Genomic DNA, 17,137 nt, shown 5'->3' with positions numbered 1-17,137 from the left:
GCGGACGGCGAGACAATCTCCGGGCAGCCGGCCATCGCGCCGCCATCCGTCTCCCTTATTTCGAAGTCCGGTAATCTTCAGGCATGAAGTCCTTCATCGGATCCCAGTTTTCAAAAACAAAATCCGAGGCCTCGACGGCCGCGCCTTCCTTCTTGGCAGCCTCGATCGCCGCCTGCCACGCTTTGTCGACCTGCGCGGAATAGGAAGCAAGCGGGGTCTTGTAATCCTTCAGCGCCCCGGACACGGTGCCGCCGAGCAGCTCGCCGAGATCGGGATGCACGTCCTTGAATTGGTTGAACACGGCGGAGCTCGCCGGATTGCCGATATTCGGATCCGGGATGAGGCGGCCGTATTCCTGGACGATGTCGTAATACTGCTTCAGCTGTTCGACCTTGGAATACTGCTCGTTGATGCCCTTGACGACGGAGAACGCATCGCCCGACGATACGCGCTCCTGCTGGAAGTAGTCGCCGCCGTAATACTCCTTCAGATAGAGCGCCGCTTCCTCCGGATGCTTGCTGTCCGCGGATAAGCCGATCCACGGCTGGCTGCTCAGCACCGGAATGGAGCCCTTGCGGCCGGAATCCGGAACGGGAGGCGCCATAACGCCGTACTCGAGATCCGGGTTTTCCTTGTTCCATACGCCGATGCACCAGGCACCTTGCACGATAAACCCGGCCTGGCCTTGACCGAACAGCGCGCGCGCTTCCGGCGCCGAGATGCTCATCGTGTTCGGGTGGAAGCTGCCGTCGTCTCTGAGGCCGGCGAACAAGTCGAACACGTCCAGCACCTCCTGCGAATCGTACGTCGTCTCGCCGGTCGCCAGATTGATCGGCGAGCTGCCGCTCAGTCCCGCGCCTCCGAGGGAGGCCCACTCCTTGGCCGTCGTCGTCCAGCGGTTGTTCTGCTTGCCGCCTTCGATCATGCCGTAGTAGCGGCCTTTGCCCGCTTCCGTGATCTTCTTGGCCGCTTCGCGGAATTCGGAGTAAGTAGCCGGCGGGTTTTCGGGATCCAGTCCCGCTTCGCGGAACAGCTTCTTGTTGTAGAAAACAAGGCTGCTCGGCAGCGACGCCGCCTCCGGGATCGAATAGATTTGGTCGTTCGCCATCGTCGTTCCGTTCTGGAATGTGCCGTCCACGAACTTGTCTTTGAAGCTCTGGTCAAGATAAGGATCGAGCGGCTGGAACCAGCCGTCCTTCACGAGCGCGGACAGCTTCATGCCCGTCGGCACCGGGAATAGATCCGGCGCCTCGCCCGATTTGACGGCGGTCAGCACCGTATTTTTGAACTGGTCGATGGTCAGCTGCGTATATTCGATCTTAATGTTCGGGTATTTCTCCATGAACCGCTTGTGGAATTCCTCCCGCACCGTCTTGATGCTGTCGCTCCAATCCATGATCCGCAGCGTCACCGTTTCGGATGGCCCGTCCGCTTCGCCGCTGCCGCCGGCGCTTGTTTTATTGTTTTCGCCGGAGCCGGAGCAAGCGGCCAATTGGCCGATCAACAGCAATAGAACCATTCCCCATAACCCTTTCTTGATTCCTCTCAAACCGAACCCTCCCTTATGAGAATGAGAACTTCAGCGCATCGAGAAAGCGGTTTCCCTTTTAGGCGCAGCTCATTGTGTTAGCGCTTTCTTTTGTCGCTTTAGCAGCATTATAGGCGATGCCTTATCGGCCAGTCCATGTACATTTCACTTTTTTGATGTACATTTCTATTGTCATATTTTTGTGTTCGCGAGAATGGCGAAAGGTTGTTTACGGAGAAAGGCCGATATGGTAGGATTCAATCAATAATCGAGCGTAGAGAGGTGCAAGGCGTGTTTCAGATCATGAGTGTACATTTCGATCATTTCATTCCGAATTGGCGGACCCAGATGGAGGCGATCGGGTATAACGTGCTTGTGCTGGTTCGCGAAGGAAAGGTCAAATACGAGATTAACGGGGAAGAGATCGTAGCGGAGAGGGGGGATATGCTCTTCATTCCGAAGGGAACGAGAAGAAGCGGCTCCAATTACTTGGACAGCCCGCATCAGAAGCATACGATCCTGTTTACATTAAATACCGGGTTAGGCACGGGGATTCCGTTCCTCGATCAGGGGCGGTTCGTCAAGCTGCGAATCGCGGGTTTCCAGTACGCTTCCCACCGCTGCGAGCGGCTGTTCGAGGAGATGAGGGGCGACAAGAGCTTCCGCTCCTTTATTTGCCTCGGGATCTTGCAGGAGCTGTTCGGCATGCTGGCCCGCGAGATGGAGAAGCCGGAGCTTGCGCCGATGAAGCAGAGCTACGCGCAGATCATGCGGTCGTATCTGCTCGAGCATTACCGCGAGCCCGTCGAAATCGAGCAGCTGGCGCGCCTGATCCACCGATCGCCGAATTACGCAACCGCCTTGTTCAAGGAAGTGTACGGGCAATCGCCGATCCGCTACATGCATCAGCTCCGCGTCATGGAGGCGTGCAACCTGCTGCTCCATTCCGACATGACGGTGACGAGCATCGCCCAATATTTGGGCTACTACGACACGTCGTATTTTTTCCGGATGTTCAAAAAGCACAGCGGCATGTCGCCTACCGATTTCATAGCCCAGGGGAGCCAAGCGGATCTGTCGCATTTGTTCTCCTGAGCGCGTCGACGCCCGCCCATGTCCTAATCGTGCAAAAACAAGTCTTATATCCATAAATACGCCTGAATTCGGCCGTTGTATAATGATAGGGCGTTCTTAGCATGTCGACAATTGCGCGTAACCAGGGGGAATGAGCGTGCCGGCCATATTGATCGTGGACGACGAGCCGATCGAACGGAACGGAATAAAGTCTCTCATTAAGAGATTTCAATACGATTTGACGATCGTGGAGGCGGAGAACGGCGAGCAAGCGCTCGAGATCGTTAACCGCGGCGAGATCGATATTTTGTTCACGGATATCAAGATGCCGTTCATGAACGGACTCGAGCTGGCGGAGCAGGCCAGAAAATGCCATCCGGAGCTCGAAATCGTCATCTACAGCGCCTACGGGGAATTCGATTACGCGCGCAAAGCCATCGAGGTCAAAGCGGTCAATTATTTGCTGAAGCCGATGGTGCTTGACCAGTTTAACCGGACGATGACCGATATCATCGCGCTTCTTCGAAGCAGGGAAGCTGAGCGGGAACGGCACGAGAAGATGCTGGAAGACTACAGGATCGGCACCCTGCACGCGAAGGAGAAGCAGCTCCTTGACTGGCTCGGCGGATCTTTGCGGGAGCAGCAGGCGGACCGCCGCTCCCCGCTGCCGGACGAGAGCTACGCGGATAAGTCGTTTTTGCTCGTTCTGGCCGATTATAAACGCAAATTTTTTGACGCATCGTATACGGAGTTCACGAGCATGCTCGGGGCGATGGCAAGCGGCGCCTTCGACTGCGTTAACTTGAACGAGTACCAAAGCGTCATCCTATTCCGCTACGACGCCCGCGGACCGGCGCCAGACCCTGAGGAATTTGCCCGGCAGCTTCTTCAGCAATTGCGGGAGCGCTTCCGCGAGCAGGTCGTCATCGTGCACAGCGGAATCATCGATGACGCCGGGCAAATCGCGGCGGAATACAACCGGCTGGAGCAAACGCTGGATTACAAGTTTTTTGTCGAAGGCAGCGCGGTATTGTCCGCCCCGAACGAGGCCGCGGGACTTGCGGGCAAAGGGAATCAGGCGCAGACGATTCTCGATACGCTGTACAAGCAAATCGAGCTGGGCGATTACGACGGGACGGAGCGAATGCTTCCGATGCTGTGGAGCCACTTGGAGAACAACAACGGCCTGTCGGTTCTCTATTGCAAATACCTAATCTCCGAAATCGTGAAAAAATTGCATGCGCAAGCGAATTCCGCAGAGCCGTTCAGCCCGATGATCGAAACCGTGTTCGGCTGCCGCGATCTTCAACAGCTTAAGGAGCTGATTGCCCGGGAAATCGGGAAGCTGAGATCGAAGCAGGAAGGCGGCGAGCGGTCCGAGGAGACGAACCGGGTCATCCGTTCCGTCATGGACATCATCGACTCCGAATATATGCACGACATCAGCCTGGAATCGATCGCCGAGAAGGTGTATTTAACCCCGAGCTACTTAAGCTATCTCATTAAAAAGCAGACGGGGCGGAGCTTGATCAAGCAGCTGACGTTAGTCCGATTGGAGAAAGCCAAGCAGCTGCTCAAGCAGACGAATATGAAAATCGTGGACATCGCCCAGGCGGTCGGCTACAGCAATTCCTCGTACTTTTGCATCACCTTCAAAAACTATTCCGGCACGACGCCGGCCAAATACCGGGAGAACGGAGCGGGATAAGATCGGCGGCCGCGAGGCCGGCCGGTCTTTTTGGCATGCGAGCGACCGACCGGCCCCGCAATGATCGAAAAAAAATGAAACGGATCGAAAAAATGTGAGATTTCTTCCTCTCCGGCGCAAGCTTACCATTAGATTGAATCGCCACTAGAAGCTATGAGGGAGGACGTTATGAGGAAGAGCAAACCAACTTTTTTGTTAGCGCTTACAGTTATGTTTGCGCAATGCTGGACGGGAGGGAGCGCCTACGGCATGGAGAAGGAACCGATAGCCATTACCGAAGTGAAGCAGACGCCTTGGATGATCGAGGACGAGGGCAAGCTCAAATCGGAGACGCGGCTCACGATCGAGAACGCCGGGGAAAGCACCGAGGCTTGGGTTAGAATCGACGCGCCCGGAGGCAAGCCGTACCTGCAGCCGATCGGAACGCTGGCCGCCGGGACCAATCAGGTCGTCGTCGATGTGGCCGAGCTGCGCAAGGACGGGGACAAGGTGACCTTCTCCGTCTACGGCAACGACGAGGGCAAGGGAAGGCCGCTGGGCCGATTGACGAAGGAGCAGAAGAAAATCCGCCACTGGAAAATTTTCGTCGCGCACGACGTCCATATGGATATCGGCTACACCGACTCGCAGGAACAGCTGAACGGGACGATCTTCCCGGGCTTTCTCGATGAGGCGCTGCAGAAGGCGGAGGAGACGGAAGGCTTGGATGAGAACGACCGGTTCCGTTATCCCGTCGAAGCGTCCTACATGCTGTACGAATCGGCGTGGAACGCCAGAAACGCCGACTGGATCGAGAAGCTGAAGCAAAGCTTACGGAAAGGCGCCATGACCTATCCGAGCAGCTACGTCAATCAGGTGTATCAGGGCCTCGGGACGGAGCAGCTGGCGCGGATGGCTTATTATTCGGAACGGCTGCTGAAGGATAAGCTCGGCGTCCCTTCCAACAAGCTGCTGTATATGTCCGACGATCCTTCCTTCTCGTGGGCGGCAATCGATACGATGGCGGAATCGGGGATCAAGTACTTGATGATGAGGCAAAATCCGGACCCGTTGTTCGCGTATCCGAAGCTGTTTTATTACGAAGGGTTGAACCCTCGGAATAAAGTGCTCGCTTACAACTACGGCCATTACAGCACGGACGAATTCGATTTCCGAAATGCCGACAGCAAGGTAACGGCCGCGAACGTAACCGAGAAAGTGATAAGCGGCTACCATCGGGAAGACTATCCGTACGATACGATCATCGCGGACTTCACCACGCCGTACGACAACAAGCCGGTAACGGCGTCCGTGCAGCAGAACATAAAGGAGCTGAATGCCAGAAAAAATGCCGACGGGCGCGACTATGTGTATCCGTCGTTCATCAGCTCCACGGTCAATGATTATTTCGAATATATCGACAGCCATTACGACAAAGAAATTCCGACGTTCAAAGGCAATATCGAGGGCTGGTGGAATTACGGGGTTTCCTCCGCCTCCTACGAGACGGGAATCAATAAGGAGAACCACGAGAAGGTGCCGGCCGCGGAGTTTTTCGCCACGATGGCGAGCAGCGCGGATGCCGGCAATCCCTATCCGTACGAGCAGCTTTTATCGGCCTATGACAATATGATTTTGTTCGACGAGCACTCGTGGGGCAATGCGTTCCCGCAGGCGGATGAGCAGTGGGCGTGGAAGCGGAACACGGCGCTTGCGGCAAGCAGGCAGGCCGACCGATTGATCGACGACTCCTTGGGCGCGATCAGCGCTTTGATCCCCGCGGACGAAGGGACGATAGCGGTCTACAATTCGTTGTCGTGGGAGCGCTCCGATCTGGCGACGGTGGAAACGTCCGGGCTTCCCGAGCATTTCACGCTGGAAGACGCGGAGACGGGAGAGGCCGTCCCTTATCAACGGATGGATGGAGGCAAGATCGCTTTTGTCGCGAAGAACGTGCCGGGGCTCGGATACAAAACGTTTCAAGCGCTGCCTGCGGCCGAGGAACCGCAATTCCCTTCCGGCATTCAAGTGACTTATTCGACCATGGAGAACGACTATTTCAAAGTGACGTTCGACGAGACGGGCGCGATCGCGAGCATTGTGGACAAGCGGAACGGAGGCAAGGAAATGGTCGACGCCTCGGCGCCTTACCGGATGAACGAATTCGTCTACCATACGACGAAGCTGATGAGTCCCGAGCTGTATTCGACGTTCACGGTGAAGCAAGCGCAGCTGACGGGCACGAGCGGGCCGGTCATGGCAACCATGACGGCCGACGGAGCGACGGCCGGACTTAACGGCATGAAGCGGAAGGTCGTTTTGTATGACGGCATTCCGAGAATCGATATCGTGAACGAAGTGGACAAAGCGGACGCCCCTTCGTACGGCACGCAGGACGAGGAAGGATTTTTCGTCTTTCCGTTAAACGTGCCGAATTTCGATTTGCGGCATGAAATGCCGAGCGGAGCCGTGAAGCCGTTCGCGGGCTCGAATATCCGGGACCGCGACAATGAACAGTTTTACGGCTCGAGCACCGCCTATTTCACGGTAAACCGCTGGATCGACGCTTCGGATAAAGACGACTACGGCATTACGCTATCGCCGCTGTCGAATCCGATCGTGCAGTACGGCGAGCGAAGATCGGCGATGGGAGACTGGGATTACCATGCGGACAATCCGTGGGTATACAGCTTCGTCTTCAACAATAAGTGGCATACGAACTTCCAGAAGACGCAGCCGGGTCCGGTCACGTTCAACTACTCGCTTGCCCCGCATCAGGGAGGCAGCTGGCAGGAAGGGCGCGCGGACCAATTCGGGATGAACGCCTCGAACGCGCTGCAGGCGAAGGTAATCGCAAGCAGCCAAGCCGGGGGAGCGAGTCTCGCCGCGGAGAAGGATCAATTCATCGGCATCGATAAAGACAATGTCGTGCTGACGACGGCCAAGCTGGCGGAAGCAAGCGGCGAAGGGACGATTCTGCGCTTTAACGAAACGCTGGGCCGCGAGACGAAGGTGACGGTTGACGTCGGCTTCCTGCAGCCCGAGGCGGTCGCGGAAACGGATCTGGTCGAGAACGACCGGTCGCCGCTCGCTCTGAAGAACGGCACCGTCTCGTTTACGATCAAGGGCCACGGCTGGAAGACGCTGCGGCTGACGGGCGGCGAAGCGCCGGCCAAGGTACGGAATCTGCAGGGCGTAACCGATGATTACGGGACGCAGCTGACGTGGGATGAGGCTCCGGGAGAAGGCATCTCCCACTACGAAATTTACCGCGGAACGGAAAGCGGCTTCGAGCCGGGCGCCGGCCATTATCTCGCTTCGGTTAGCGGCAGCCATTACCTCGACCGCCAAGTGGTGCCGGGCTTGACGCGTTCGTACTTCTACAAAGTGCGCGCCGTAAATGCGGGACGGAAGGGCCTGCCGTCCGATGCCGCGCAGCCGGCAGCGGGCTCCATCGGCGATACGGCCGCGCCGACCGCGCCGGCCGGACTCGACGGCCATGCCCGGAGCGCAAGCCGGGTGGCGTTGTCCTGGGAGCCGTCTTCGGACAATGTGTCCGTGAAGGGCTATAAGGTGTACCGCGACGGGGTAGAGATCAAGGATTTAAGCGGCTTCTACCGCAGCTTCCTGGACACGGAGGCGGCCGGCAGCACCACGTACAGCTATTCGGTCAAGGCCTATGACGATGCGGGGAACCTGTCCGGGATGAGCGGTCCGGTCGCGGTAACGACGCCGGAATTAGCCGTGTCGGGCGGCAATGTCGCGCCGCTTGCCGAAGTAACCGTATCTTCGGCCTTCAACGCGGATTACGGCGGGGCCAAGGCGGTAGACGGCGTCTCGGGCTTGCACGGCAGCGGCGAATGGGCTTCCGCGGGGGAGACGAATCCGTGGATCGAGCTGGCTTGGGACGAACCGAAGAAGGTAAGCAAAGTATCGCTCTATGACCGGATCAACCTCGACGATAACGCCTTGGCCGGCAATTTGCGGTTTAGCGACGGCAGCGTCATCCCGGTGGACGGCATTTCCCCGGACGGCGCGGCAAAGGATGTTGTGTTCGACGAAAAAACGATTTCATGGGTCAAGTTCGAGGTGACCGGCGGAGCGGGCGGCAACGTAGGCTTATCCGAGATCCAAGTATTCGAGCCGGCCAATCTGGCCAGAGAGGCGATCCTGTCCGCTTCGTCGTGGTACGACGAGGGCAACGCGCCGGCCAAAGCGGCGGACGGCATCGTCGGCGTGCACGGCAGCGGGGAGTGGTCGTCCAAGGGGGAGAGGACGCCATGGCTTAGCCTGGAATGGGTGGAGAGCAAGGTGGTCAACCAAGTTACGTTGTACGACCGCGCGAATACGGCCGACAACGCCGTCAGCGGGCGGTTGACGTTCAGCGACGGCAGCAGCGTCGAAGTGACGGACATTCCGGCGGACGGCTCCGCCAAGACGGTTTCCTTCCCGAGCAGGGCGGTAACGTGGATCAAGTTCGAGGCGACGGGAGGCGAAGGCAGCCATGTCGGCCTCTCCGAGATCCAGGTGTTCGAGGCGGAGAACGCCGCGGCCAAGGCAAGCGCAACGGCTTCTTCGGAATATAACGGCGATTACGGCGCTTCGAAAGCAACCGACGGCGTCATCGCCGTGCAAGGGGCCGGGGAGTGGGCTTCGCTCGGCGAGAAGGAGCCCTGGATCCGGCTGGAATGGTCGGAGCCGCGCACCGTTAATCGGATCATTTTGCATGACCGGATGAATCTGCTCGACGACGCCAGGGGCGGCACGCTGACCTTCAGCGACGGCACATCCGTCGAAGTGGCCGACATTCCCGCGAACGGCGAAGGGAAAGCCGTTACGTTCCCGGATAAGACCGTGACCTGGGTGAAGTTGGACCTTCGCGGAGCAGGAGACAACGTGGGCTTGTCCGAAATCCGGATCTATTGACCATTCCGTAAAATAGTGAAACGAATCGAAAATATTTTGGATTTCGGATGAACCGGCTGTTTTATATGATGAAGGCGTAACCACTATCGATGAAGCGGGGGAGTAAGGGTGAAAGGAAAATGGATGCAGCTTGTAATGGCTGCTGCGCTGACGGCGAGCTTGGCGGCTTGCAGCCAGAACGCAAATTCGGGGAACGGCGCAAACGAACAGAATGCGGCGGCGGAAGGAACGGGGAATACGCAAAATAAGCCGGACAATGCCGCGGCGGACGCGGATCCTCTCGCGCCGTACGAGGAGACGGTCACGTTCACGCTGGGAAGGCAGGGCGTCGCGGGGAACAACCTTCCGGCCGGCGATACGCTGGAGAGCAACCAATTCTTGAAATACGTCGAGGACAAATTAAATATTAAAGTCCAGTACGATTTCTCGGTGGAAGACGGCGAGGCGTACAAGCAGAAGGTGAACCTCGCCATCGCCAGCTCCCAAATTCCGGATGTCATGATCGTCGACGAGAATCAATATAAACAGCTCGCCGAAGCGGATATGCTGGCGGATCTGACGGAGGCCTACGACAAGTACGCGTCCCCGTTAATCAAACAATATTACGATTCCTATAACGGCCGCGTGCTGGACGCGGTCAAGAGGGACGGCAAGATGCTGGCGCTGCCGGATACGAATATCGCGGGGAATAACCAGCTGCTGTGGGTTCGCGGGGATTGGCTGAAGACGCTCGATTTGCAAGCGCCTTCCACGCTCGACGAAGTCGCGGCCGTCGCCAAGGCGTTCAAGGAGCAGGATCCGGACCGGAACGGCGCCGCCGATACGGTCGGCCTGCTGGGCGACCCGAACCTGGCGACGGACGGCGCGTTCTTCACCTTCGACCCGATATTCGCCGCATACGGCGCTTATCCGGGCTATTGGCTGAAAGACGAGTCCGGCGCGGTCGTGAACGGCTCCATCGCCCCGGAGATGAAGGACGCCCTCGGCAAGCTGCGCGAGATGTACGCGGCCGGCCTCATCGACGAAGAATTCGTCACCCGCAAATGGAACGACAATGCGGCGCAGGTCGCAAGCGGCAAAGCCGGCATCCTGTTCGCCCCTTGGTTCGCGGGCTGGATGCTCTCGGACTCGGTCAAGAACGACGCGAAGGCGGATTGGATCGCCTTGACGGCTCCTCTGGACGAAAGCGGCAAGCGCAACCTGGCCGTATCCAAGCCGTCGGGCCAGTATCTCGTCGTCCGCAAAGGCTTCGAGCACCCGGAAGCGATCGTCAAAACGCTCAGCGTCCAGTACGAGGGACTTCGCCTGAAGGACCCCGCCGCCGCCGAGCTGTACAAGGGCCTCGGCGTCAGCTGGCTGAACTGGCCGCTGAACCTGCAGCTGAACAACGAAAATACGGTGTACGAAGGGTACCTGCGGCTGAAGAGCGCCGTTGAGGCGAAGGACAGCGCGAGCCTGCCTGCGGATCAAGTGCCCACATACGATTCGATCGTGAAGAACCTGGAAAATCCGAAGCAGGATATCGCCGCCTACGCCAACTACCTGGCTTACTATGTCGGCGGCAGCGAAGTCGGCTCGGATAAGCTGAACAGGATCGAGCCGGTCTTCTACGGCCAGACGGAAACGATGGCGAAGAAAGGCACCAATCTGACGAAGCTTGAGAACGAAACGTTCCTGAAGATCATTACGGGCAACGCGCCGCTGGACAGCTTCGACGATTTCGTCGCGCAGTGGAAGAAGCAGGGCGGAGACGAAATTACCCAGGAAGTGCAGCAGGAAGCAGGGCAATAACCGGACACCGGCAGCATGTCGCGGTTAGGCATCGGGTTTTCCGTCTTGGTGCCTAACCGCCTAACCCGGCGAAGAAAGGGGTTGCGTCTTTGAGAAACAGAAGCTTTATCCTGAATTATCACCTGATGTTAATACCGGGTGCGGTTCTTCTCTTTATTTTCAGCATCGTGCCGATGTTCGGGGTGGCCATCGCCTTCCAGGATTATATTCCGACCAAAGGCATTTTCGCCTCCGAATGGGTAGGCTGGGAAAATTTCGGCTACATGTTCTCGCTGCCCGACAGCAAGCAAATTTTCGTGAACACGATCTCGATCGCGTTAATGAAAATAGCGGCCGGACTCGTCGTGCCCTTCGTGTTCGCGCTTCTCCTGAACGAAGCGAGAATCGTCCTGTTCAAGCGGACGATCCAGACGGTCGTGTACTTGCCGCATTTCATGTCATGGGTCATCCTGTCGGGCATCCTGATCAACATGCTGACGCTGGACGGGCTCGTGAATCAAATTTTGAGCTGGTTCGGCCGGGAACCCGTCATGTTTCTGTCCAGCAATGCGTGGTTTAGGCCGATCCTGGTCGCCAGCGACGTGTGGAAGGAATTCGGCTTCAGCACCATTATTTATTTGGCCGCGCTTACCTCGATCAACGCGTCCTTGTACGAAGCGGCTTCCATCGACGGAGCGAGCCGCCTGCAGAAGCTGCTGTACATCACCGTTCCCGCGCTGCTGCCGACGGTTATTTTGCTGGCGACGCTAAGTCTCGGCAACGTGCTGAACGCCGGATTCGAGCAAATTCTCAATCTGTACAATCCGCTCGTTTATGAGACGGGGGACATTATCGACACTTACGTGTACCGTACGGGTCTTCAGGAAATGCAGTTCGGCCTGGCGACTGCGGTGGGGCTGCTGAAGTCGGCGGTCAGCTTTATTTTGATCCTGATCTCCTACGGGCTGGCTTACCGTTATGCCAATTACAGAATTTTCTAAGCGAGCGTGATCGGAATGGTGAAAGAAACGAATAAAATAGCCGATTCGGGCATTTACCTGATTTTGGCGTTCTCGGCGCTACTGTGTTTGGCGCCCATCCTGTACGCGGTCGCCCTGTCCTTCAGCGATAAGGCGGCAGCCAACGCCGGGCTCGTCTATTTCTGGCCGGTCGACTTTACGTTGTCGTCGTACAAGGAGGTGCTCGGCGACCGCTTCTTCTTTATATCGTTCGGCGTTTCCGTGCAGCGGGTCGTTCTGGGCGGGATCATCAATTTTCTCGTCACGGTGCTGATGGCGTATCCGCTGTCCAAGTCCGCCAGATTGTTCCCGGGCCGGAATGCGTACATGTGGTATATGGTGTTCACGATGCTGTTCAGCGGCGGGCTTATTCCGTGGTATATGACGATCAGCTCGCTCAAGATGCTAGACAGCATATGGGCGCTCGTGCTGCCTACGGCCGTGCCCGTATTCAGCGTCATCCTGCTCATGAATTTTTTCCGCGGCATTCCGAAGGAGCTGGACGAAGCGGCGAACATGGACGGGGCCGGGCCTTGGCAGACGCTGTTCCATATTTATTTGCCTACGTCCGTGCCGTCCATGGCTACCATTACGCTGTTCTCGATCGTGGGCCACTGGAACTCCTTCTTTGACGGCATGATTCTGATGAACCATAAGGAGAACTGGCCGCTGCAGACGTACATTCAACAATTGGTGCTTTCCTTGAGCTCGATCATGAATACGACCGATCCGGAAGAGATCAAGCGGCTGTCGGCGATATCGAACCGGACGCTCAGCGCGGCGAAGGTCGTTCTCTCGATGCTTCCGATTCTATGCATCTATCCTTTCCTGCAGCGCTATTTCGTGAGCGGCATCGTGCTGGGCGCGGTGAAGGAGTAGCGGGAACGGGGGAAAGAGGACGGCCGATGAACAAGTTGAACCCAGTGCTCTATTTCATTAATAATTTGCGGTTTAAGCAGAAGCTGATTCTCTCCTATCTGCTGGTCGTCATCATCCCGATGTCGGTGCTTGGCGCTTACTCCTATAACCAATCCAAATCGCTGCTGATCAAGCAGGCGAGGATCGGCATCGAGAGCAACGTGAAGAAGATGGCGGACAGTCTCGATTACAAGGTGAAAATGTACAATGCGGCGATCGAGTCGATCAGCTACAACTCGACCATCGTCAACGTCTTTCATAATGAATATAACGATTATTACGAGATGTACAAGGATCTGGAGGAGAAAGTGGATCCGCTGTTCAATACGATCCAGTTTCTGAATAACGATATCCGCCAAGTAACGGTGTATACCGATAACGATATGACGGAGAGAAGGAATTCCATCCTTGCCGTGAAGCGCGTCGAAGATGCGGCATGGTTCAAGGAAACGATGGGGAGCGTCCAAACGAACTGGTTCAGCGAGGACGGCAAGCTGTTCGCCGCCCGCAGGTTCGTCGGAACGTACCGGCAGGACATCCGGAATCTGCTGTACGTAGAGCTTGATGCGAAGAAAGTATTTGCCGATCTGGCGATTGCCGGGGATCGGCAATACGGAATTATGATCACCGACCGGAACCGCAGTATTTTGTATGCGAACGCGCGGTTCGATGAGCAGGACACGGAGGAACGCATCCGGCGATGGATCGGCGAAGGCCGCGAGGCGTCGGACTGGCCGGGGCTGATCGCGATCACCTGCGAGATTGCCGAGCCGGGCTGGAGCATTGTCTATTACATTCCGAGCGATTCGGTGTCGGTGAACGCCGGCATCATCCTGAAGGCGACGATTACGATCGAAGGCATCTGCCTGCTGCTTGTCATGATCCTCATTTGGGCGCTGTCCTATTCCTTCGTCAAGCGGATCCATCGGCTCAACCGGACGATGCATATGGCGGCGATCGGCAATTTGGAGATCGAGGCGAGCAGCGACTCGAAGGACGAGATCGGCGAGCTGACGAACCGGTTCGGCAAAATGCTGAAAAGCTTCAAAGCGATGATCGACGAAGTGTACCGGAGCAAAATCATTCAGCAGGATGCGGAAATGAAGGCGCTGCAATCGCAGATCAATCCGCATTTTCTGTACAATTCCCTTTCCCTGATCAATTGGAAAGCGATCGATATCGGCGCCGACGAGATTAGCCGCATTACGACGACGCTGTCTCTCTTTTACCGGACGACGCTCAATCGGGGCGACGACATCATTCCGGTGAAGGGCGAGCTGGACAATACGAGAGCGTATATCGATATCCAGCTGGTCATGCACGAGTACCGGTTCGACGCGGTGTACGATATCGACGAATCGTTGTATGCGTACGACGTCATCAAGCTGATTTTGCAGCCGGTCGTGGAGAACGCCATTGAGCACGGGATCGACCAAAAACGCGGCGGCCGGGGTCTTCTGACCATCAGGGGAGCCGAGGATGGGGAGACGATCGTCTTCACCGTCGAGGATAACGGACCGGGAATGACCGAGCGGCAATTGGAAGACGTGTTCGTGAAAAAATCGCAAGGCTACGGCTTGTATAACGTCCAGCAGCGGATACGGATCTTTTTCGGGACGCAATACGGCATATCCGCCCATTCCGAGCCCGGGCAAGGCACGCGCATTACGATCGTGCTGCCGAAATATAACAAAAACAAGGATGAACCGCGGAGGGAGCAAGAACCATGAATCAATCGTTGAAGAGAAAGTGGAAAATTTATACGATTCACCATTCGCATACCGATATCGGCTACACGGAGCGCCAGGAAAAAATCGAGCAGTTCCAGGTCGACTATATTCGCCAAGCGATCGAAATCGCGAAATCCGTCCGGTCGGGGGGACGCCCGGAATGGAAGGGCTTCAAGTGGATGTGCGAGACGTTCTGGGCGGTGGAGCGGTTCCTGGAGCAGGCGACGGACGAGCTGAAAGCGGAGTTCGCATCCGCCTTGAGGCAGGGCGATATCGAATTGTCGGGCACTTATTTGAATATGACGGAGCTCATCGACGGAGAGCTTCTTACCCATATGGCGGGCAGGGCCAAAGCCTACGCGGACCGAATCGGCATTCGGGTCGATTCGGCGATGACCGCGGACATTAACGGCTACAGCTGGGGTTACGCCCAGGCGATGATCGATTCGGGCATCGACCACCTGCTCACGAGCATTCATACGCATCACGGCATGTTCGCCCTCGGGCGCAAGCAGTATCCGTTCTATTGGGAGACGCCGGCCGGCGACCGGCTGCTCGTATGGAACGGTGAACATTACATGATGGGCAACGATCTGGGGCTTAATCCGGATTCGATGCTCTCGTATACGATCCGGGACGAATTCCCGGTATGGGGCGTCGCGGAAAATCATTGGGAAGTGGCGGAGACGCGGATCGGCCGTTACTTGCAGCAGCTGGAAGCGGAAGCGTATCCCTACGACTTCGTGCTGGTGAACGTCATGGGCCAGCTTCGGGACAATGCGGCTCCGAACGGGGGCGTCATGGCTTTCATCCATGAATGGAACGGGAAGCACGGCGAGTCCGTCGAGATCGAAATGACGACGCTGTCCAAATTTTTCGAGCATGTGAAGAAGCAGCCCCGGGAGATTGAAGTGTTCCGCGGCGATTGGCCGGATTGGTGGTCGGACGGCGTAGCCTCCACCGCCATGCATACGCAAATTTACAGGGAAGCGCAGCGCATGCTTCGAGTCGTGAAGCGGCTCGACCCGACCGGCGAAATCGCCGGCAGAAGCTTGATTGCCGAAGCGGAGCAGCAGCTGATCATGTACGCGGAGCATACGTGGGGGTACCATTCTTCCGTCAGGGAGCCGTGGCATCCGCTCGTGCAGGAGCTCGAGGTGCGCAAGCAAGCTTATGCGGCGAACGCGAGCCGCGCCGTCTGGACGGCGCTGGACAACGTGACGCACCGCAAAGGAGAGGCGCTGGTGGCCGCCGGCCGTCCGTTCACGTACAAAGCGATTAATCCGTCCGGCGGCAAGGCGGAGGATCTGGCTTATATCTATATCGAAGGCGGATGGGAATCGGATTTGTTCCGCGGCGGCCTTGAAGTGGTGGACGATCGGACGGGCAGCGTTCTCGTTCACCAGAAGGAATCGGTCAGCAAAGGAAACCAGATTGCGGTTAAGGTCGCGCTGGCGCCGGGGGAAGAGCGCACGTATACGCTGCGCCCGGCGGCAGAGGCCCGCGCGAATACGGCGAAGAGCACGAGGCTTGAAGGGAACGACAGGGTCTACGACATGAACGACCTGATTCCGCTGCCGGACGCCTTCGGGAAGCAGGGGTTATCGATCGGCGAATCGTTCGTGGAGTCGCCGCATGCGCGGATCGAATGGAAGCTCGGAGATGGGATCGTCTCCTGGATCGATAAGCGGACCGGGGAGCAGCTGCTTCGGAGCGGCGCCCCTCACGCCGCGTTCACGCCGGTCTACGAAGTAACGCCTGCCGGGAACGCGAAGGAAATGGCGGAGGTGCGCAGGAAGATGGGGCGCAACCGCAAAGGGATGGACGTGCGGCGCCATGCCGGGCGGTTGACGGGCGCGAGGGAAGTGGCGAACGGACCGTTGTACGGCACGGTAGAGCTGCTCTACGAGGTGGAAGGCTGCAGTTATTATTCTTTGTTCATTACGGCGTACACGGGCATGCTCCGGGTCGACGTATCCGTTCGGATGCACAAGAACAGCGTCTGGGATCCGGAGAACGTCTATGTCTCGCTGCCGTTCCGTTCCGGCTGCGGGGAAGAGCAGCTGTGGGTGGAGAAGGCGGGAGCACTGGTCCGTCCCGGCATCGATCAGCTGCCCGGCACGATGCTCGATTATTATTGCGTGCAAGAAGGCCTTGCCTATGTAGCGGACCGAGGCGGGCTTGTCCTGGCGGCGAAGGATACGCCGTTGATTCAATTGGGCTCGCTCGAATACGGAACGAGGAAGGTTCACGGGCAGCAGTCCGAGGACGAGTTCCGGGATTTGTACGCGTGGGTGCTGACGAACTATTGGGAAACGAACTTCAAAGGCACGCTGGGCGGCTTCTATGAGTTCCGATATACGCTGCAATGGGGTGCGGAATTGAATTCGCCGGAAGCGGCGATCGCGCAGGCGCATCGCATCAACGAAGGCTTGGTCAGCTTCAGGAGCCGGTAATGACAACTCAAAACCCGACAATGGATCGG

Annotated in this window: 9 protein-coding genes; 8 read left to right on the top strand and 1 reads right to left on the bottom strand. The window is 57.4% G+C overall.

Going from position 1 to position 17,137, the window contains the following annotated elements; genetic code table 11:
* Positions 1-55: 55 nt before the first annotated feature.
* Positions 56-1,549, bottom strand: a complete 1,494-nt coding sequence (locus IDH41_RS25005) for an ABC transporter substrate-binding protein (RefSeq protein WP_190866007.1) — start codon at positions 1,547-1,549, stop codon at positions 56-58.
* Positions 1,550-1,831: 282 nt separating this feature from the next.
* Here IDH41_RS25005 and IDH41_RS25000 point away from each other — a divergent pair, with 282 nt between their 5' ends.
* From IDH41_RS25000 to IDH41_RS24965, 8 genes are all read left to right on the top strand, one after another.
* Positions 1,832-2,623: a helix-turn-helix domain-containing protein gene (locus IDH41_RS25000; protein ID WP_223830048.1), complete on the top strand. Its 792-nt coding sequence runs from the start codon at positions 1,832-1,834 to the stop codon at positions 2,621-2,623.
* Between the two features lie 136 nt (positions 2,624-2,759).
* The gene (locus IDH41_RS24995) at positions 2,760-4,310 is read left to right on the top strand and encodes a response regulator transcription factor (protein ID WP_190866003.1); all 1,551 of its coding nucleotides are present in this window, start codon (positions 2,760-2,762) and stop codon (positions 4,308-4,310) included.
* A 249-nt stretch (positions 4,311-4,559) separates the two neighbouring features.
* Entirely contained in the window at positions 4,560-9,215 is a 4,656-nt protein-coding gene (locus IDH41_RS24990; RefSeq protein ID WP_190866001.1) for a DUF7402 domain-containing protein, read from the top strand.
* Positions 9,216-9,323: 108 nt separating this feature from the next.
* Positions 9,324-11,006 carry an extracellular solute-binding protein gene (locus tag IDH41_RS24985; RefSeq protein WP_190865999.1) on the top strand — a complete coding sequence of 561 codons (1,683 nt, stop codon included), beginning with the start codon at positions 9,324-9,326 and terminating at the stop codon, positions 11,004-11,006.
* Positions 11,007-11,095: 89 nt separating this feature from the next.
* Positions 11,096-11,986, top strand: a complete 891-nt coding sequence (locus tag IDH41_RS24980; RefSeq protein ID WP_223830046.1) for an ABC transporter permease — start codon at positions 11,096-11,098, stop codon at positions 11,984-11,986.
* 15 nt (positions 11,987-12,001) lie between these two features.
* Entirely contained in the window at positions 12,002-12,883 is an 882-nt protein-coding gene (locus IDH41_RS24975) for a carbohydrate ABC transporter permease (protein ID WP_190865997.1), read from the top strand.
* 26 nt (positions 12,884-12,909) lie between these two features.
* Positions 12,910-14,652: a sensor histidine kinase gene (locus IDH41_RS24970; RefSeq protein WP_190865996.1), complete on the top strand. Its 1,743-nt coding sequence runs from the start codon at positions 12,910-12,912 to the stop codon at positions 14,650-14,652.
* Positions 14,649-17,108, top strand: coding sequence for a glycoside hydrolase family 38 N-terminal domain-containing protein (locus IDH41_RS24965; RefSeq protein WP_223830045.1), 2,460 nt, complete (start codon positions 14,649-14,651; stop codon positions 17,106-17,108). The genes IDH41_RS24970 and IDH41_RS24965 overlap by 4 nt, the downstream gene beginning before the upstream one ends.
* Positions 17,109-17,137: the final 29 nt, after the last annotated feature.

It is taken from the genome of Paenibacillus arenilitoris (assembly GCF_014705655.1).
Taxonomy (GTDB): domain Bacteria; phylum Bacillota; class Bacilli; order Paenibacillales; family Paenibacillaceae; genus Pristimantibacillus; species Pristimantibacillus arenilitoris.
This window is presented reverse-complemented; position numbering and strand designations above follow the sequence as displayed.